Origin of the sequence: Hoskinsella mucinilytica (assembly GCF_045223415.1) — a bacterium.
Classification (GTDB): domain Bacteria; phylum Bacillota_I; class Bacilli_A; order Erysipelotrichales; family Erysipelotrichaceae; genus Hoskinsella; species Hoskinsella mucinilytica.
The window spans coordinates 79014-98363 of sequence record NZ_JBEQZJ010000003.1 but is presented as its reverse complement, the minus strand read 5'-3'; the positions used below and the strand labels follow the sequence as shown (position 1 = coordinate 98363).

Below are 19350 nucleotides of genomic sequence, written 5' to 3'. Positions count from 1 at the left end.
CGTTCTAGGCATATTCCCATGCGGATTTCGGCCTATCTCATAAGGTAAGGTAGGGGGTGAAATTATCGCAACAGGTTATTTAGACATTGATATAACACAACGTGATCACAAAGCATCATTAGCATTTGTCAATATTAGAGTTTGCCGCTTTGATAAAGATTTGCTTCTCTATGAGGATTTTTTCTTAAGTGATGAAAAAGGTGAAATCACATCGATTCCCCTTTATGTTGCGGATAGCAAACAAACATATCTCATTGAAGGTTTCAAACAAGGATATGTGCGTACTCATTCGGAAGTAACCATCAAAAAAGGTAGCCATACTTCGCTTTCTATAACCATGGAACCTGTCAAAGATGAAATAAAAAAAACACCCCCTGATCGATTTGACCTTTTATCGAAAACGATTACGGTTCATCTTGGACAAGTGTATCAAGAGGGTGAAACCATTACTATGCCTTTTCTTTCCTATTTGAAGAATGTTGCCTGTTCTCAGCTATATCCTACCTGGCCATATCAAGCATTAAAGGCCGCTATCAGAGATCAGTTACGTATGATCCTTCATATGATGGAAAGTCAATGGTATCGTCAACAGGGATATTCCTTTGACATCACCAATACTGCTTATTTTGATCCAGCTTATGTCAAGGACCGTAATATTTTTGATTCCATCAGTAACATCGTAGACGAAGTCGTGCAGGAATACACACAAGATCAAAGATGTGGCTCTTCAACTTATCCGGGCCATGCCTTTCAGGAAAAGGAGCATAGTGAAGCTGTATTGCTACTTCAAAAAGCATTGAATACAATTGCCTCCCAATATCCTGCGATCCCTGTACTTGTGATGGATGGTATGTTTGAAACTGGTACCAAACATGCAGTTTGCACATTTCAGCGTGTTTTCGGATTACCTGTAGATGGTATCACAAAAAAAGCCACTTGGGATGCCATTTTCGATACTGCCGCACAAATCGAACAAAGTGATCTTCCCGGAGAAGGAAGGCCTTTATTCCCAGGCACTCCACTACAATTATATTCTCATGGAGATGATGTTTTACTGATGCAAAGTCGTCTACAAATCATTTCTTTATCCTACTCCTCCATTCCAAAACCAAAGATTGATGGTATGTTTCTTGAAACTACACATCAATCCGTACTTGCTTTTCAACGTTTGCTTGGGTTATCGATCCATGGTATCATTGATCAAATGACCTGGTCTCAAATCAATCAAGTTTATGAAGAACTCAGAGCTTCCTCATAATTTAGAAACAACAAAAAAGGAAATTCATGTCTAATGATTTTCCTTTTTTTGTTATAAGCTATAAAAACGTTACGATCATATTCCAAAGAATTGGTGCTACCAATACTGTCATCAAGCCACTTACACCAATTGCAAGAGAGCTCATCGCTGCTTCTACATGACCTAGTTGCAATGCTTTGCTTGTGCCTATGGCATGGGCACTGGTACCAAGTGCCACACCCTTTGCAATCGGATGATCGATACGAAAGATACGAAACACCGGTTCTGCGACGACAGCTCCCATGATACCGGTTACCAAAATCGTTAACACCGTAACCGCTTGAATCCCACCAAGTTGAAGACTCAATTCAATTCCAATTGGAGTGGTAATGGATTTCGGCAAGATACTTGCAATGATTTCCATATCAAAGCCCATAAGCAAGCCACAAAGCAAGGTCGATATCAATCCACAAGCTACACCTGTACAGATTCCGATCATGATAGGCATAAAATAATGTTTTAAATTATGCACCTGTCGATATAAAGGAACTGCCAATACAACTGTCGCAGGGCCTAAAAACATAGAAATCATCGCTCCTCCCTTTTCAAACGAGGAAAGAGGAATACCGCTGACCATAAGGATCAAGATGATCAACACAATGGCAATCAATAATGGATTACATAACAACAACTTCGTTTTTTTCTGAACCCATAATCCGATTTCAAATGCAATCAATGCCAATAAAATCCCAAACATAGGAGATAAGAACAATTCATCCATTATGTTTTCTTCCTTTCCATTAGCTTTTGAATACATTTCCCGCTCAACCCCATGGTGACAATGGTCGTCAACAGACACACGATCAGTATTTGTATCCAAATACCTTGAATATGCATAAAGTTTGCCATTAAAGCAACTCCTGCAGGGATGAAGAAAAACGGCAAATGTCCTAGCAAGAAATCAGCAGTTTCTTCCAAATGGTTCAATTGAAGGATATGAAATTGTAGTGCTAGAAACAATAGGATCATACCGATAAGAGAACCCGGTAAGGGTAAAGAAAGCAAGCTTGCTATCCATTCTCCAGCATAATAAAAACCAAACACCAAAATAAGTTGTCGAAAGATTTTCATGTGATTCTCTTACCTTTTTCGCTTATCCGCTTGCGTATAGCTTCTCTTTTTTCCATTGTTTCCTCTATCCTTTTGTTTTCTCCACAAAGAAGCATTGCCCGGTTTCTGATATGGGATCAAACATTTAGGACCATTGCCTACCAGATCCATACGATTTGCTTGTTTTAATGCTTGATACACCAAATCATAATTTTGCGGATAGGTAAATTGCATCAATGCTCGTTGCATTGCCTTTTCTTCATGTGTTTTTGCGACATAAACAGGTTTCATCGTCTTAGGATCTAGTCCTGTATAATACATACAAGTCGCAGGTGTTCCAGGTGTGGGATAAAAGTCTTGTACCTGTTTTGGTGTATGATGAATTTTCTTTAAATAACAAGCCAATTCAATGGCTGCCTTTAAATCACTTCCAGGATGGGAGCTCATCAAATAAGGAACGATGTATTGATCCTTTTGGAACGCTTTATTTTTCGCATTGAATTTATCAACGAATTTCAGATATAATTCTTTTCTCGGTTTTCCCATCTTATCCAATACTTCTGCACTGATATGCTCCGGTGCCACCTTTAACTGACCGCTGATATGATGTTGAACAAGCTCATCAAAGAACTCATCATTCTTATCATACATAAGATAATCATAGCGAATACCGGAACGAATAAACACTTTTTTTACTCTCGGTAATTCTCTGACTGCTCTTAAAATTTCCAAATATCGGCTATGATCAACAACTAAATTTCCACATGGTTTGGGATGTAGACATTCTCGTGTCTTACATGCTCCGAATTCCCTTTGTTTATCACACGCTTCTCTTGAGAAATTTGCGGTCGGACCGCCTATATCATGAATATAGCCTTTAAAGTTCGGCATATCGGTGATACGTTTGGCCTCTTCTACGATGCTATCCTTACTTCGTGTCGAAATCACTCTTCCTTGATGATGAGTGATGGCACAAAAGGCACAAGATCCAAAGCACCCACGATTGGATACAATGGAAAATTGTACTTCTTCAATGGCCGGTATGTATTTATATTTTGGATGAAACGTTCGCTCATACGGTAAAGAATATGTGAAATCCATTTCTTCTTGTGTCAATGGAAGTGGTGGCTGATTTTGAACGATATACCAGCCATCATATGGTTCTACAAGTACACTGGCAGCGATAGCGTCAATATTTTCATGTTGAATATGAAAACTTTTGGCATATGTTTTTTTATCCTTACAAACCTCTTCATAGCTTGGTAGCATCAAATAATCACTAAGATATTCCAAGGATTTTGTTTTCCATACCGTACCTCTGATATAACAAATATCCTTTGCTTCTAAACCACTAGCCAAGGCATCCGCTACCTCAATGATCGTATTTTCTCCCATTCCATACATCAATAAATCTGCCTGAGAATCCATCAAGATACTTCTTCTGACACGATCGTCCCAATAATCATAATGAGATAAGCGTCGAAGACTGGCTTCGATTCCACCAATTAAAACAGGCTTATTTGGAAATAACCGTTTTAATATTTGAGTATATACAATGGTCGGACGATCAGGACGTTTGCCCATAACACCTTCATCACTGTAATAGTCCTTATCTCTTCTTCGTTTATTTACAGAATAATGATTCACCATAGAATCAATATTTCCCGCAGATACTAAAAATCCCAGTCGTGGTTCATCGAATTGCAGAAATTCTGCATCGTTATGCCAATCTGGCTGAGCCAATATCGCACAGCTATATCCATATGCCTGAAGGACCCTGGTAATAATGGCACAGCCAAAGCTAGGATGATCGACATAAGCATCCCCGCAGACATAGACAAAATCCACCTGTTCAAATCCTTGTTCCAGCATTTCTTCTCGTGTTGTCGGTAAAAAAGCCATATTCTCAACTCCAATCGATATTAGTTTACCATACTTCTGTTCTTTTGGAAAAGGAAAAGCGATGTTCTTTTTGACGAAGAAAAAGGAATATGTTTGATTATCACATATCCCTAAATAAGAAGTCAGATTTTTTTGGTTGGTTGTAAAGTTATAGAGGATTAGAGAAGCATGTTTGAGAAAGGAAATTCTGCAATCTCTTTTGTTAGTTTTATCTAACTTCATCTATAGTATATATCAAAAGTTAGCCTTTGTCAACATTTTTCTATTTTCTTTCTGATTATTTTAATAATTTGTTTTTTTTGAAAAACAAAATGCATAACACAACCGTGATAATGGATAGTAAGATCACCAATGGATATCCAAAACGCCAATTCAATTCCGGCATATTTTTAAAATTCATGCCATACCAACCAACGATCAATGTTAAAGGTAGAAAGATGGTGGTGATCACAGTAAAGAAATACATGATATGATTTAAGTTCATATCGACTTGGGCCTGATATGAATTCTGTACTTGAACCATATAATCCTTTAACAAACGAACATTGCTATCTAATCTTTGAATACGATCTGACATGATCCTAAGATGATGAAGTTCCTCCATTTGAAAAAATCCATTTTCGTCTTGTAACAGCTCTTCACATACATCCATGAATTGTTCATAATAGTGTGTCAAAAACAAAATTTCATTCCTAAAACTTCGAATTTGCGTATTAAAATCTTTCATATGATTTTCTAAAACCTGTTCATCCATCGTTGCCAATCTAGTTTCCATTTGCTCTATCATATCCGTATGCTCTACTATGATACAATGAAGCAAGGCCGATAAGACATGCTCCTTACAAAATGTCTTTTGGTTAATTTTATAGACCGCTTGAAAAATGGTTTGACAAAACATCTCATCATCACAGATCACCAGTATTACCTGTGCATTAACATACACCCCAACTCTGATTTTTGAAAACCCATGATTACCTTTTGTAATATGCTGTAATAAACCGAAATTATAGCCATAATAAGAATCCATTTTATGATGCATGCGTTTAGATTCATGCTCATATTCTTGCATGGTAGCGATATCAAAATGTAATCGCTCATGAAGCTGATTCATTTCTTGAGATGTAACAATGCCAAATAGCAATGTTGAACCATCCCATGTATCTATTTCTATACGTTTCAAGCCTTGATGATATTCATAAAACATGCTCTTCTCTCCCTTTTTTCTGATAAGAAGTTAAAAGAATTCCTGTAAAAATCAATAGTATACCAACGATTTGCATCATACTGCTACCTTCATGTAACACGAATATGGATAACAAAATGGCAGTACATGGATCAAGATAGGAAAATACAGCGATCGTAGCAGGTGATAGCTTTGCAATAGAAGAAAAATACAATAAATATGCAAGACCTGTATGGACGATTCCCAGGATAAGAATAAAGGGAATCTGATGCATTGTAAGCGTAGTTAATAAGGAAAGCTCTTGTTGCATCATCACATAAGGAAACAACAAAATCGCAGCTATTCCAAGTTGAACAAATGTAAAACCAATGGATTCCATATGGATCTTTTTATTGGTCAAAACAACTCCAGCATATCCTAATGCCGCAAGTAAACCGAATAGGATGCCCATCACATTGATTTCTCCACCTTGAAAGGTAATACAAATCAAACCCATCATGGTCAAAAAAAGACAAATACCATCCTTTACTTTCAGCTTCATATGATAGATGATCGCCGAAAGTAATAGAATCAAAATAGGAGCTGTGTAGTATGCAATGGTTGCATTGGATACGCTTGTATAGCGATAACTTTCAAATAAAAACACCCAGTTACAGCCAAGAAATAAAGCAGATAAGATCAGATACTTTAATTGTCCCTTTTCAACATGGATCGGCTTTTTTTGAAACCATAAGACAGCGCCTAATATGATAGCTCCGATCAAAGTACGTAACCATGCCAACAATGCGCTAGGTACACCTGCGGATTTCACAAATAAACCAATGGTACCAAAGATGAGCATTGCGATCACGTTATGATATAAATTTATTCTTCCCATGCCAGCTTCTCAATTGCATGAAATACAATATATTCCGCATAAGTATCCATCGAACAATAAGCATCTAATTGTTCACGGATAAGATTCGAAACTTCTGGTGTACAATGTTCTAATTCCCGAAATTTCTCTACCGCATCCATACCATAGGAGATATCCAGATCTTGATAATTATAATCTGAAAAGATCGGCACCAAGGTTTTTAAAGAATAAAAGCCCGCCATACGATTATCATAGATATTGCCGGTAGAAAATGGAAGAGATAAATCGACCATTCTTTCCCATATTGCTTCCAATTGTTTTTCATATTGAGGAAATTGCACCGCTAATTGCTTTAAACGTAGCTTTTCTGCACCTTCCATGTTATATACAAGGATGGTTCCATGTGTTGGTACATTGGCAATGAGTGATTCGATAAATGCGATACGACAATCTTTTGTTTCTATAAATCCGACATGTTTCAAAGGTGCATGTTCACTTTCTTCAATATGCAGACTATATTGAAAACATAATACATCAAATGGTTTCATTCCGGGATATGGAGGATATGCATAGGTTTCCCATTCAAAATCCAAATAGCTGATTGGATATTGAATATGATCCTTTAACCAACAACGAAGTGCCGCTTTATCTACATATCTACCGTATTTTGCTGCCATGATCTGGGCATATTGATGACGAGTTCCCTCAATCCGTTCGATATCAACATCTTTGATATCCTTGATTCCTTCCTCATGCATATCGTATTTTTTGGACGATTGCACAAGATGGAGAATGCTTGTGTGATCCAATTCCTCATCAAAACAATCTTCAAAATAAGGACATTTGATTCCTCTGGTACAAGCATTACTTCTGATTGCGCAAACTTCATCACATGCTTCACAAGAACGAAGTTCTTCCAACAATGCTACCACATCTCGATCATTTGCTTTTAACAATTCCTTGATCGTCTTTCCTAAATGATTTTTTGAGTTATATAAATGATCATTGATCACAAGTAAGTTTCTAACATCCAGCTCTTTGTCTCTTACATAATCCGCATTTAAATGAATGAGATATACTTCATCAACGTCAATTCCCAATAAGCTTAACACAGATAGCGTATCTGCCATCCGTTTTGCTTCTCCTTCTTTTGGATAACAGTTGGTAGAGGTGAAATAAACGATTCGTTTTCCTGCTTCTTGATATAAGATTGGTATCTTTACTCTAAGGTCTTCATATACAAATCTGGCATTCAAAAGCCACGTATATTCCTCTAATGCAGCCAACGCTCTTTCCCCTTCATCATTTGCTTCTCCGATAAAAGGATCTTTGATCATCAGCAACTCTTGACATAGTTCCATCATATTCATATTATAATTCACAAAAGGAATCATGGATTTTCGTTCTTTTCGTGACAACCAGAACATTCTTTGACATCGCTCATATTTTTTAAAATCAGATACATGATACATCTTTCTTCACTTCACTTTCTTAATGATTATAACAGAATTATTCTGAAAAGTGATAGTTTCCTAGCATATCGTGTAATATTTCTTCGATTTCTTTTCGTATACTTTGCGGTTTGATGACTTTACATTGCTTTCCTAGTGACAAAAGAAAGCTGATGACTTCCATCTTTCCTTCCATGATCGTGGAGTAATGCAACGTATCTTCGCTGATCCATTGTATGACTGGATGCAATCCTACTTGCTTTTCTGACATTAACAAAGCCGTTTCTTCATATAATTCTAACTCCAATTCATACACCGCATCTTGAATTAATCCAAGATTTCCGACATGATCCTTGATATTGAAATCCATATCACGATTAAAGGTAAGCTCATTCATGGTGACAAGGCGCATACGCTCTTCACTAAATTTATAATGGCGATAATCCTTTGCTTTTAAAGAGTATGCCAAACAATAATAGCTTCCCTTATAGTTTAAGATTTCATATGGATGAATACGAATTTGTTGGAAGGTCTTAGCATGCATACTTTTATACTCCATATCGATTACTCTATGTTCTTGTCTTGCTTGTTCACACAATTGAATCATCTCTTGCACCTGTTTTGATACGATGGCTTTGGTATCGTTCAGATAGAACCCGGCTGAACTATGCGGCATTGCACTGGATGCTTGTATCTTATCCATCGCACTTTGAAAATCTTCGATCATATAAAAATCCGGATGTTCTTTCAAATAAACCAAGGCCTCTTGTAACGCCTTTTTTTGTTTTGTGGTGAATCCTTGTACAGGCAAAAGGGTACCCCTTTCCAGAGTGTACCCGCCATATTTTCCGGTTGTTGTCATAATCGTGTATCCGGCTGCTTCTAATTCTTTTCGATATTCTACGATATTTCTCAGGTTCACACCTAATTCATCAGCCAATTCTTCTTTTCGCATAAATCCTCTTGCATGTAATAACAGCAACATTTGTATGCAATTCGCACATCGATTCATGTTGTTCCCTCTTTCTATGGATGTAATAGGGCTTGGTAATCAATAGGTGCATAACGATTAGGATAATAGCCAAATGCAACATTCATATATTCATGTTTAGGTGAAGCCCCATAGCGATGTAATAATAAAACCATGCCGGTAAGTCCTCGATCTTGTGCAAATGCCAATGCACTATCAATTTGAACTGCACCACGTTCAATCAGAAGTTTCACCATACGACGATCCTTTTTACATACTGCATGATGCAAGATCGGATATCCGTTAAAGATCCAGTTCGCATCAGCGCCAAAATCCAACAACTCCTCAGCACGCTCTAAATCCTTATCATACACTGCATTTAATAATTCCCTTGCCAATCTACGTTCGTTGACCATAAACCTCATCCTTTCTTTTCTGATGGCTTTATGATACAACACTTTCTTACATTATTTATGTAAGAACTAAAAACATTATGGCATATTTTCTTCACTTTGTAAAATAAAAAGGATAAACGTAAGTTTAATCCTCTTTCTCAGTATTGGTATCCGTATTAGAGTTTGATTGATCATCTGTATCTTCTTGTGTACTTGTGGTAGTTGTAGTCGTACCTGGTGTATATCCTGGGAATGCATTTAATACTTCACGCATATCTGCTTTCGTATCATACAGCAATAAATAATCTCCATTGACCCTAGCGGCATATTCACTTTCCTTATTATCAACATTAACCTTTACTTTACCTTTATCTTTCGCTTCTTGTAATACCTTTTTCATGTTTTCGTCATTGCTTTTTACTCGATATAAATATGCTCTTGATCCATTGAACATGAAGCTTCTTCCTTCATAAGCAGCAAAATCCATTTGATCGATGGTTTCATCACTTTCATACTTCACACCTTTTTCTTTAAAATAATTCATGAAATGATCAATGCTATCATCTACATCCTTTTTGGCTGTATTCGCCTTATTTTCTACCTTATCTTTCGCATCTTCTACATCTTTTTTCGCATTACATGCGCTCATCATTGAACATAATGCCAAAACACACGCAACAATTTTCATATTCTTTTTCATTATCATTTCCTCCTGTCACAATTAGTATTGCCATAGCAGTTCACCTTATACCTTAAAGAAACAGATAATCATCCTCTTCTTTGATACTTTTTGAGACAGTAAGAAATGCTTGTTTCACACCTTGTTCAGATAATTTATGCTCCTGATATCGCATGATAGCTCGTGTAAGTTTTACTTTTTGTTCCTCTTGAAGTCGAGGAGCCCATTCCTGTAACATAAGACGATAACAGATCGCACCTTGTTCCTCCATCATACTACATGCGGTATGGATCCATTGATAAAAAGTATATGCATCCATATGACTAACATCCTGTTCTAGTTTAGTAAATATGGATATGGAATGTCGTAACACAAGAAAACGATAGTGCTTCCATGTCTTTATAGCACAAAAGTGTTTAGGATATAAAAGATCAAGTGCCTCTAATGCCGCAAGATTTTTTGATTTCACTTCCAACATGATATCTATATCCATCCATTTGATATCCTCACAGAATGAAACAAAGGCTATCGGATCCAAATAGTGTGCATGTGCCCCTTTCCTACGATCAGGATCTTGTTGACTATAATGAATTTTCATTCTGCCATCCTGATTCTTCCAACTTTTTTGTACCATTTGCATGACCTGTAGCAAAGAAAGCTTTGGAAAGGAAGGAAGTAGTGCATGATGAAGATTATCAAATACAATCGGAATATGTAATTGATTTGCCAAAGACCATACATCTTGCAAAGTATAATATCGATCATCATTTTCTAAGATCAAACGTGCTTGTATATCTTCATCTAATTTAGGAAAGGATGATAAAAAACGCTTTATGGCTTCCTCTTTATTCCCATAGATACCTCCAACATGTAAAATCAACTTATTGGTGGTATCCATTCCCATAAGATTTAAGATATCACAATGATATCGTAAATCTAACACCGAGCGTTGCCATACATTCTCATTTGGAGTATTCAGGATCGTATATTGCCCTGGATGCATGGTCAAACGCATATGATATGCTTTTGCTTTCTCTCCCAAGGCAAGAAAAGAGGAAGCAAATATTGATCTCCATGCAACTGTATTGATCGGACTGGAGCCAAAGGGTATCAAATCACTGCTTAAGCGAAATAGTTGTATACCATGTTCATGATTATAATCAAGTATTTCATCTAATACCTTAAGATTATGTGTGATGATCGAAAGTAAATTTTCTTCACTGGCAAATTTTTTGATACAAGTACGAAAGGATGGCATGGTATTGCTTAAACACTGACATGCATAACCGATTTTCATAATTTCACCTCATCATATTTAGCTTGTTCATTTCCCTTTTTTTCATTCGAGAGAGTTGTATTTTTTTATATGCTGCGTTATCATAAAAGCAAATTAGGAGATAGCTTATGGATAAAAAATACTTTTTTTTCGATATTGACGGAACTTTAACTGATCAAGCTAGCAAGCAGATCGTTCCATCTGCACAACAAGCCTTGCTGGCATTACAAAAAGAAGGCCATTTTGTAGCAATTGCTACTGGAAGAGCACATTATAAAGCAAGGCCTTTTATGGAACAAGTTCATTTACATCATATGGTTTGTTGTGGTGGAGCCGGTCTTGTGATTCAAGATCAGTTCATTCAAAATATCCCATTAAACAAAGAAGCAGCCATTCATATTTATGATGAAGCACAACAATTAGGCTATGGTGTACTTGCCATGTTGGATGATTCTATTGATGTATATAGTAATAATGATGACTTTAGGATCCAATGCGGTGAGCGAAAAGAGGCTACTCATTACATCATTGATGCATCTTTTGATATCCATCAGGTAAAGGAAATTTATAAGTTATATATATCCATTCCACAAGTTGAAGAATATCGCCTTACAAAGCAAGATGCTATCGGATATTTACGTCTGGAAAAAGGCTATCTGGTGTTTCAACATGATCGTAAAAAAGATGGTATTTTGGATATGATAGCCAATCTTGGTGCAGACACAAAAGATGTTGTTGTTTTCGGAGATGACTATAATGATCTGGTTATGTTTGACGAACAATGGTTTTCCATCGCAATGGGAAATGCTTGTGAAGCATTAAAGAAAAAAGCAAAATATGTAACTGACACAAATATAAGAGATGGTATTTGGAAAGCATGTAAAAAATTTGGTTGGATCGATTAAAAAAAAGACCATGTGGTCTTCGTTAATCAAAATCAATTTGATAATATCGATAGGTGATCATCAACTTTCCAGGTTTTCTCATCTGGAAGCTATAACGATAGCGCATTTTAATAAGTTCCATAAGTTTACCACAATATGGTACCTCTGTACTTTGTGATATAGAAACACTGGCAAAGCCGTTTTCCTTTGCCTTTTTTAATACTGCCTCACCGGCTTCTTTGGCATAGCCACCATCCCAATAAGATTTCAACAAACCATATTCAATTTCACCTTTACATAAATTCTCATCGATTCCGACAATGGATATGAATCCAATGACCTGATGATCCAACTTATCTTCAATCGCATAAAAATATCCAATGTTTTCTTGATAAACAGGATAAATTCTTTTTTTAATATAGGCCTTCACTTGAGATATGGTCGTAAACGGAATCCATGGACGATAACGATGAATACCTTCCACTTGATAGATTGCCAACAATGCATCGGCATCCTGTAATGTAACTTTTCTTAAGCGTAACCTCGTTGTTTCTATTTCTGGTGTATTTTCTCTTTTTAGCATAACGTACCTCTTTACAAATACCATTCATTCGTATAAAAGTAATAATATACTATCGTGAAAAGGTACGTCAATTCCTTTTTTACATGTAACCGAATACATTTATAAAATTATGCTAATTCCTCTTCTTCTTGGCGATTTAAACGGTGTTCTGCCATCAAAATAGTATCATCATAGTGGGCTATTTTCGATTCTAAACGCTTCATGGTATCCTTCATTTCCTGAACTCGTATCGAAAGTTTTTCATACTCCTCTATCAATAATTGCTTCCTACACTCTCTTGTTTTCTCACCTTGTTGAAACAATGCCACATATTCAATCAAAGCCTCAATAGAAATTCCTGCATTTCGCATACATTTTGCGAACTCCACCCATTTACAATCTTCTTCCGTAAAATTTCTTATCCCATTGGTATTTCGATGTACAGGAGGTATTAAGTGTATTCTTTCATAATAACGAAGCGTATCTGCACTTATTCCATACTTCTTACTAACTTCTGCAATGGTCATATCCCTACACTCCTTTCCTATCTATATTGTAAGACTTGGAGTACACTTTAAGTCAAGTAAAATATTGCATAATATCGTATCAAAGTTCGGCTATTTTTCCTTTCCATCTACGATAGAGTCGATATTTCATTGGTTGAATCGGTAAAATAAAATCTCCGATCAACTCTTCTACATGTGCATGGAATCCTTTTTTAAACAAATACACCCCATAATCCGGAGCATCTTTGTGAAAGATCCCACTGGTACCATAGAAATTATAACGAGCGATACCTTGGTTCAATGCCTCTTTGATCATATACCATTGAATAGCATAAGGTCCATTAAAACTGCGAAATTCATCAAAAGCTCCACTGGATACATAAACAATTTCATTCTCATAAAGAATAAAATAAGCAGTGGCGATATCAATGATATTCCCATGTTTCTTCTTTAATTGTTCTATTTGTGCGCTTTGTTGCTTCATAGCAACCATCTCTTCCAGAATGGAAGCTTTTTTCTTACGATATTTTTTAGAATCCGGATGCTCTAATAAAGTTTGCTTAACTTCACTTAGCTCCTTCATTTTCTCATCATAAGCATCCTGTAAGCGTAGAGTTACCTTATCACAATCCAAATATGCCATGAGAAATTTAGCTCTATCACTTCCGAAAATTTCTCGCTGGGCTTTATAATGAGATAATGGCATGTTCAAAAAATGTCTTGTAAATGAAGTATATTCCATCATTTCATAGAAGCGATCTAATTCCTCTTCCTTTAGCTCTCTGATCTCGACACCAAGCCTTTCAGCTTTACGAATGCTCCATCGTGTTCTTTGATTCAATTCTTGAAATATCTGTGCTTCACTCTTATCCTTTAGATCTAACACCATCATCCATCGTACTTGACTCGTTGAAGAAAACCCGGTGGTAAATCCCTGATGATGATATCCATTGGTTTTTAAATGACTTAATAAGGCAAAATTTTTCCATCCTTCTTCAATGATTGCTCCATCCTCATCTCGTTGTTGTAGCATCACATAAGGATCCATACGCAAATAAATGACGTTTTGTTTTTTTAAATAACTTTTCAATTTTTCTGTAAAAAAAGAAAGTAGTTCCTGATCTTGAAAATCAATTAAAAAGCCTCTTTGTGCATATGCATAACGATAGAATTTCATTAAAGGGGATAAGGAAATCGCCGCAGCGCCCAGCAACTCCCCATCCTTTTTTACGCCTACAAAGTGATTTTCATAACCATAATATCGTTTTACTTCAAAAGCATATAATGAGTTAAGATAATTACGATATGGATGATTTCTAGCAAAACGATCGTATTCCTGTGTGTCTAATACAACAAATTCCATACACCTCACACTCCTCTTTGTTTTAATTGATCTACATAATCAAATAATGGTAACGTTCCGTTCAGCTCTTCTATTAACAAATCACATAAATAGCACCAATCATCCCTTTCTATGTGAAATGCCTTTCTTTCTACCAGCAAATAACATTGCCATAGGATAGGCTCTTTATATCGTTGGATTGCCTGGTAAAGTGTTTGTAGTAATAACACTTGTTCTTTGCTTAATGTCGTGTTTGATATGTTATCTTCTTGATTTATAATGCAATTTGCATATTTTGGTAGTTTCTCTACTTCTGTTTTAGAAAAAAATTGATAGATTTCCTTCATTCCTTCACACCCTTTTTCTGTATGTATGTGATGTTTTTAATCATTTGGTTTAATTCCTGAAATGAAATCGCCATTTTTTTCATATGAAAAGGAATGATGTTGATCCATGGAATGTGGGCATTTGGGCAATATTGATGAAGCTCCTCACTGCTATTTCCGATTCCATAACCACCATGTGCCAAGAAAGGAATCAATACTTTTCCATTTGTATCGATTTCTTTGAGTAAGTTGATAGATGCAGGCGCAATCCGATACCACCATATCGGTGTACAAAAAATCAGCAGTTCATATGTTTCCATAATGCTTTTTTTATCCTTTTGATATCGTTTTTCTATTGATCCGTTTTCCAATGTTAAGGCTTGACAAGTTTTCGCATATGGATGCTCTACCAATACAGCATACAAATCACACGGAACTCTTTTTTGTATATATCTGGCAATATTACGAGAATTTCCCGTATGAGAAAAATAGATGACAGCAGTTTTCATCATGAAAACTTACACCCTTCGTTTTGGCGACTTTTAACATTGTATCGTGTTAAAAGGCGAGTCGTACAAGCTGATTCCTCACAATATAGCATACTCCATTTATTTGTATGAATATGACGATTTATCTGTATACAATGTAATTTCTTCACTTCAACACCTCATTTCTTCATTCAACTTCACCAGATGAAGAGATGATATCAGTTAAAGTTTACTTTAAGTCAAGTTGATATGATCCATTTCACAATATTTCACATTTTAATCAAACAATAAAAGCCCATGACAACTCATGGACCTTTTCTTATTTGATATATTTTTGTAATACTTCAACCAAATGTTCTACATCTATTGGTTTTGCGACATGATCATTCATTCCTGCACTTTGCGCAGATATGACATCGGATAAGAAAGCATTGGCTGTTAATGCAATGATAGGTATTTCCTTCGCATCTTCTCGATCCAATCGACGAATGGCTTTCGTTGCTTCATAGCCATCCATCTCCGGCATCTGGATATCCATTAAAATAGCGGTATAATAACCAAGATCAGAAGCTTTATATTTATCTAAGGCCTCGATACCATCCTGTGCACAATCAACTAAAATCCCCTGTAAAGCAAGTAATTCAACTGCGATTTCTCGATTCAATTCATTATCTTCAGCTAATAATACTCGTTTTCCGCATAGTGAAGAATATGTTTCTTCTATCTCCGTATTTGCATTATCCAATCGATTGCTCGTACAGAACAATTCTAATACATGAAGCATCTTAGACTTAAATAGTGGCTTGGTGATAAAGGCATCTGCACCCGCTTTGACGAATTCTTCTTCTATTTCCGTAAAATCATAGGCTGAGATAATAATGATCGGTATATCATCTCCTAATTCTTTTCTGATTATTCTTAATGTATCCAATCCACTTAGATCCGGCATCTTCCAATCTAAGATGACCGCAAAAAAATCATTCTTCTCTTCATGTGCTTGTACTACATAAGTGATTGCTTCTCGACCTGATAACACCCATTTTCCACGCATACCCAACTCATTTAACAATAATACAGCATTTTCACATACGATCTGATCATCATCTACTACAAGGACAGCGTTACCACTCAATTGCTCGTCTATCTTTTGTTCCTCTTCTTGTATCTGCAAGGGAATCGACACGATAAATTGACTACCCTTTCCAAGCTCGCTTTTCACTTCTATGGTTCCATTCATCATATGAACGATATTTTCCGTGATTGCCATACCCAAACCGGTTCCTTGAATTTTACTGATTCTAGAATCCTCAGCTCTTGAAAACGCCTCAAAAATGTGTGGAATAAATTCCTCAGACATTCCTATACCATCGTCAGTAAAGATAAATTCAAAACGTCCCTTTCCCGGTATCAAAGAAGGAACTTCATGGATTTGTAAGCTGATATGTCCATGTTCAGGTGTGTACTTCATTGCATTGGACAAAAGATTCATACAAATCTGTTGTAAACGATCCCCATCAGTAATGATCTTTTCATGATTGACACAATCGATTACGATCTTAAAATCTTGATGTTTACGATTCATCATCGGTCTACAAATATTGGATATATTTTCAACCAATTCAGAAAGTTCAACGGTTTCCAACATCAAATCGATCTTACCACTTTCGATTTTTGACATATCCAAGACTTCATTGATCAAACTTAATAAATGCCTACTAGATATATTAATTTTATTTAAACAATCGTGTACCTTTTCTTGTGAATCGATATTTGCTTGAGCGATCGTTGCCATTCCAACAATGGCGTTCATTGGTGTTCTGATATCATGAGACATGGAGGATAGAAAATTCGTTTTCGCTTGCGATGCTACTCTTGCGGTATCATAGGCCTCTTCCAACGCTTTTCTTTGTCTTGCTTGTTCTACTCGATCCTTTGTGATATCTAAGGCAATACTGTAATAAGAAGGAATACCATCCCAACTGTCTTCTCCACTAATATAACACAGCGTTATCATTAAGATACGTTCCTCTTTATCACGTGTTAGGATATTAGCTTCAAAAATCACATTATCTCCGGTCTTTGTCAATGTTTGTGCTAATTGTGATGCACGATTGAAATCTTCTTCCTTCATATAAGTACAACGGGAATTTAATTCACTTTCAAATTGTTGGGTCGTATAACCAATCATATCTAATAGTCTACCATTGTACCATAAGATTTTACTAAAATCACGAGCATCCAAACGTGCCAATGCACCGGGAATCGTCTGAAGAATAGCTTCTCTTTCCTGATCTTTTTTCGCTAATTTATATTCTGCGCTAAACATATCATAAGATAGCTCTATTCGGGTTCTATGTCCATGCCAATTCAATTCTCTATTTTTAATCATAAAGGTTCGATTTAAATTCGGATTGAAAAATTCCCATTCATAGGTTTGTTCTCTATTCAAACGATTATTTGTACAAAATGGACAAGGAGAGGTCCTTCCTTGGATGACTTCATAACATTTCTTACCAATCACTTCATCTGCGGAATGTTGTAACGTCTGACAGGCCATTTTATTTACATAAAGTAATTCATAGGTATCCATATCACTCATATAAACATTGCCTGCGTATTCAGACATCATCCATTTGAAATTCTCTTCTCGCTCTTCTTCACTTGCTCTTATATTTTCTAATTCTCGCATTACATCATCAATATCTGTGAATAAAATAGAATATACAGGATGATCATCTATAGCTCCTTCCAATAAGGTAATGGTAAGTTTAGCCCAGATGGTTGTTTTTTCATGATGTGGAAGATGCACGGTTAAGGTCTGTTTCTTTCGATGTTGCGATTTCATCATAAAAAGAAGTTCCTTTAATTTCTGAAATTCCTTGGGATATGAAAATAAACAGTGCTTCCAATCAGGATATAAAGAAAGAAACACTTGTTCTTGATAACAAAGTGATTCATAAAAATAGTGATTGCACCATAGTATATCAATATTTTCACTTAAAATAACCTGACTCATTCCAACATCCAACTGCTCAAAGATTGCTTGTTGTTCACCTATGTATCCTTTTTTTATGATTTGCATTATCCTTACACTCCTCTTATGAATGGAAGACCACATATGTTAATATTGTATAATGAATATTCTATAAAGGAAAGGATAAAATAGTAAAAAACTTACTTTCACACACCTATTCTAAAAAAAACCTATCCAGTGGTACCTTCATTGGGAATAAAAAACAAAATTTTAAATAAAACAGTAGCGATTTTGATAATTTAAGGTCTGTAAAATATTTTTAAGATTACTTTTATTAGGTAATTTCACTCCCTATTTTTATAGTATTCAATACTTTAAATTAATGTATTCGAATAATTTCATCATTCATTGATTCCTATTCTACGTTATGATACAAAATGCATTTATAGAAAATAAAAATCTTCCTTTTTTTCCGTAATAATTCTTGCTATGGTATGATGATAAAGAAGGGAGAGTTTTACCATGGAAACTAAAATTTTTGCTAAGGGGTATTGTTTTACAAAAATATTTATTTTTTTTGTAATAGGCTGTATCATAGGCACATATTATGAAGAAATATTAAACTTCGTGAAATATGGCACCTATTCTGATCGACAAGGACTGCTTTATGGTCCTTTTAGTCCTATTTATGGCGTAGGGATCGCAATTTTCATCCTATTTCTAGGGAAACACAATGATGCACGTCCATTATGGAAAACATTATTATATGCTTCCTTGATTGGAGGAGTTACGGAATTTATGACAAGTTGGATTGCCGATACGTTCTTTCATGTTGAGTTTTGGGATTATTCAGATTATTTCTTGAATATTGCGGGACGAACTACGATACCGTTTATGATAGGCTGGGGTATTGGCGGAACCATTCTAATGAAAGTCATCTATCCTTTCATTTCAAAATGGCTTGAAAAAATCCCTTATAAAATAGGTCACCCTCTATATATGATTCTTCTTATCTTTATTATCTTTGATGTGATTTTGACCTATACTGCATTTGGCAGAATGGCTTTACGAGATCAAAATATAAAGCCTTATTCCATAATCGGAGAGTGGATTGATCATACTTATGATGATGAATATATGTATCAAAAGTTCCCTGTTATGCGCCCAGAGGAAAACTAACAGCTTCTTTGATGATCATTTATGAGAACT

19 protein-coding genes are annotated in these 19350 nt (G+C 35.8%); 3 read left to right on the top strand and 16 right to left on the bottom strand.

Annotation, left to right across the window (positions count from 1 at the left end; translation table 11 throughout):
- Nucleotides 1-160: 160 nt before the first annotated feature.
- Nucleotides 161-1258: a peptidoglycan-binding domain-containing protein gene (locus tag UGRO018_RS01795; RefSeq protein ID WP_416324737.1), complete on the top strand. Its 1098-nt coding sequence runs from the start codon at nucleotides 161-163 to the stop codon at nucleotides 1256-1258.
- A gap of 58 nt (nucleotides 1259-1316) precedes the next feature.
- On the opposite strand, the gene UGRO018_RS01790 is transcribed toward UGRO018_RS01795, so the two are convergent.
- The 10 genes from UGRO018_RS01790 to uvsE all read right to left on the bottom strand — a co-directional run bounded on the left by UGRO018_RS01790 (nucleotide 1317) and on the right by uvsE (nucleotide 11080).
- The gene (locus UGRO018_RS01790; RefSeq protein ID WP_416324736.1) at nucleotides 1317-2018 is read right to left on the bottom strand and encodes an LrgB family protein; all 702 of its coding nucleotides are present in this window, start codon (nucleotides 2016-2018) and stop codon (nucleotides 1317-1319) included.
- Nucleotides 2018-2368 (bottom strand): CidA/LrgA family protein, encoded by a 351-nt coding sequence (locus tag UGRO018_RS01785; protein WP_416324735.1) that lies wholly within the window; start codon nucleotides 2366-2368, stop codon nucleotides 2018-2020. The genes UGRO018_RS01790 and UGRO018_RS01785 overlap by 1 nt, the downstream gene beginning before the upstream one ends.
- Nucleotides 2369-2377: 9 nt before the next feature.
- A complete protein-coding gene (locus tag UGRO018_RS01780; protein ID WP_416324734.1) occupies nucleotides 2378-4249 on the bottom strand; it encodes a YgiQ family radical SAM protein in 1872 nt (623 codons plus the stop codon).
- Between the two features lie 277 nt (nucleotides 4250-4526).
- Nucleotides 4527-5453 (bottom strand): magnesium transporter CorA family protein, encoded by a 927-nt coding sequence (locus UGRO018_RS01775; RefSeq protein WP_416324733.1) that lies wholly within the window; start codon nucleotides 5451-5453, stop codon nucleotides 4527-4529.
- On the bottom strand, nucleotides 5443-6309 hold the full coding sequence (locus UGRO018_RS01770; RefSeq protein WP_416324732.1) for a DMT family transporter: 867 nt from the start codon (nucleotides 6307-6309) through the stop codon (nucleotides 5443-5445). The genes UGRO018_RS01775 and UGRO018_RS01770 overlap by 11 nt, the downstream gene beginning before the upstream one ends.
- Complete coding sequence (locus UGRO018_RS01765) at nucleotides 6297-7760, bottom strand: DUF2779 domain-containing protein (RefSeq protein WP_416324731.1); 1464 nt, start codon at nucleotides 7758-7760, stop codon at nucleotides 6297-6299. Before UGRO018_RS01765 ends, UGRO018_RS01770 begins: the two co-directional genes overlap by 13 nt.
- Nucleotides 7761-7797: 37 nt before the next feature.
- Complete coding sequence (locus UGRO018_RS01760) at nucleotides 7798-8751, bottom strand: helix-turn-helix transcriptional regulator (protein ID WP_416324730.1); 954 nt, start codon at nucleotides 8749-8751, stop codon at nucleotides 7798-7800.
- Nucleotides 8752-8765: 14 nt separating this feature from the next.
- Nucleotides 8766-9125, bottom strand: coding sequence for an ankyrin repeat domain-containing protein (locus UGRO018_RS01755; protein WP_416324729.1), 360 nt, complete (start codon nucleotides 9123-9125; stop codon nucleotides 8766-8768).
- Between the two features lie 124 nt (nucleotides 9126-9249).
- The gene (locus UGRO018_RS01750) at nucleotides 9250-9804 is read right to left on the bottom strand and encodes a hypothetical protein (protein ID WP_416324728.1); all 555 of its coding nucleotides are present in this window, start codon (nucleotides 9802-9804) and stop codon (nucleotides 9250-9252) included.
- A 52-nt stretch (nucleotides 9805-9856) separates the two neighbouring features.
- A complete protein-coding gene (uvsE, locus tag UGRO018_RS01745; protein ID WP_416324727.1) occupies nucleotides 9857-11080 on the bottom strand; it encodes a UV DNA damage repair endonuclease UvsE in 1224 nt (407 codons plus the stop codon).
- Nucleotides 11081-11187: 107 nt separating this feature from the next.
- Here uvsE and UGRO018_RS01740 point away from each other — a divergent pair, with 107 nt between their 5' ends.
- Nucleotides 11188-11964, top strand: coding sequence for an HAD-IIB family hydrolase (locus UGRO018_RS01740; RefSeq protein WP_416324726.1), 777 nt, complete (start codon nucleotides 11188-11190; stop codon nucleotides 11962-11964).
- A 22-nt stretch (nucleotides 11965-11986) separates the two neighbouring features.
- On the opposite strand, the gene UGRO018_RS01735 is transcribed toward UGRO018_RS01740, so the two are convergent.
- The 6 genes from UGRO018_RS01735 to UGRO018_RS01710 all read right to left on the bottom strand — a co-directional run bounded on the left by UGRO018_RS01735 (nucleotide 11987) and on the right by UGRO018_RS01710 (nucleotide 18249).
- Nucleotides 11987-12526 carry a GNAT family N-acetyltransferase gene (locus UGRO018_RS01735; protein ID WP_416324725.1) on the bottom strand — a complete coding sequence of 180 codons (540 nt, stop codon included), beginning with the start codon at nucleotides 12524-12526 and terminating at the stop codon, nucleotides 11987-11989.
- A gap of 107 nt (nucleotides 12527-12633) precedes the next feature.
- On the bottom strand, nucleotides 12634-13032 hold the full coding sequence (locus tag UGRO018_RS01730) for a MerR family transcriptional regulator (RefSeq protein WP_416324724.1): 399 nt from the start codon (nucleotides 13030-13032) through the stop codon (nucleotides 12634-12636).
- 79 nt (nucleotides 13033-13111) lie between these two features.
- Entirely contained in the window at nucleotides 13112-14374 is a 1263-nt protein-coding gene (locus UGRO018_RS01725) for a peptidoglycan bridge formation glycyltransferase FemA/FemB family protein (RefSeq protein ID WP_416324723.1), read from the bottom strand.
- A 5-nt stretch (nucleotides 14375-14379) separates the two neighbouring features.
- Entirely contained in the window at nucleotides 14380-14700 is a 321-nt protein-coding gene (locus UGRO018_RS01720) for a hypothetical protein (RefSeq protein ID WP_416324722.1), read from the bottom strand.
- Nucleotides 14697-15191: a flavodoxin gene (locus UGRO018_RS01715; RefSeq protein ID WP_416324721.1), complete on the bottom strand. Its 495-nt coding sequence runs from the start codon at nucleotides 15189-15191 to the stop codon at nucleotides 14697-14699. The genes UGRO018_RS01720 and UGRO018_RS01715 overlap by 4 nt, the downstream gene beginning before the upstream one ends.
- Nucleotides 15192-15486: 295 nt before the next feature.
- Nucleotides 15487-18249, bottom strand: coding sequence for a PAS domain-containing hybrid sensor histidine kinase/response regulator (locus tag UGRO018_RS01710; RefSeq protein WP_416324720.1), 2763 nt, complete (start codon nucleotides 18247-18249; stop codon nucleotides 15487-15489).
- Between the two features lie 414 nt (nucleotides 18250-18663).
- Between UGRO018_RS01710 and UGRO018_RS01705 the strand changes: the two genes are divergently transcribed.
- Complete coding sequence (locus UGRO018_RS01705) at nucleotides 18664-19320, top strand: putative ABC transporter permease (protein ID WP_416324719.1); 657 nt, start codon at nucleotides 18664-18666, stop codon at nucleotides 19318-19320.
- The last annotated feature ends 30 nt before the right edge of the window (nucleotides 19321-19350 follow it).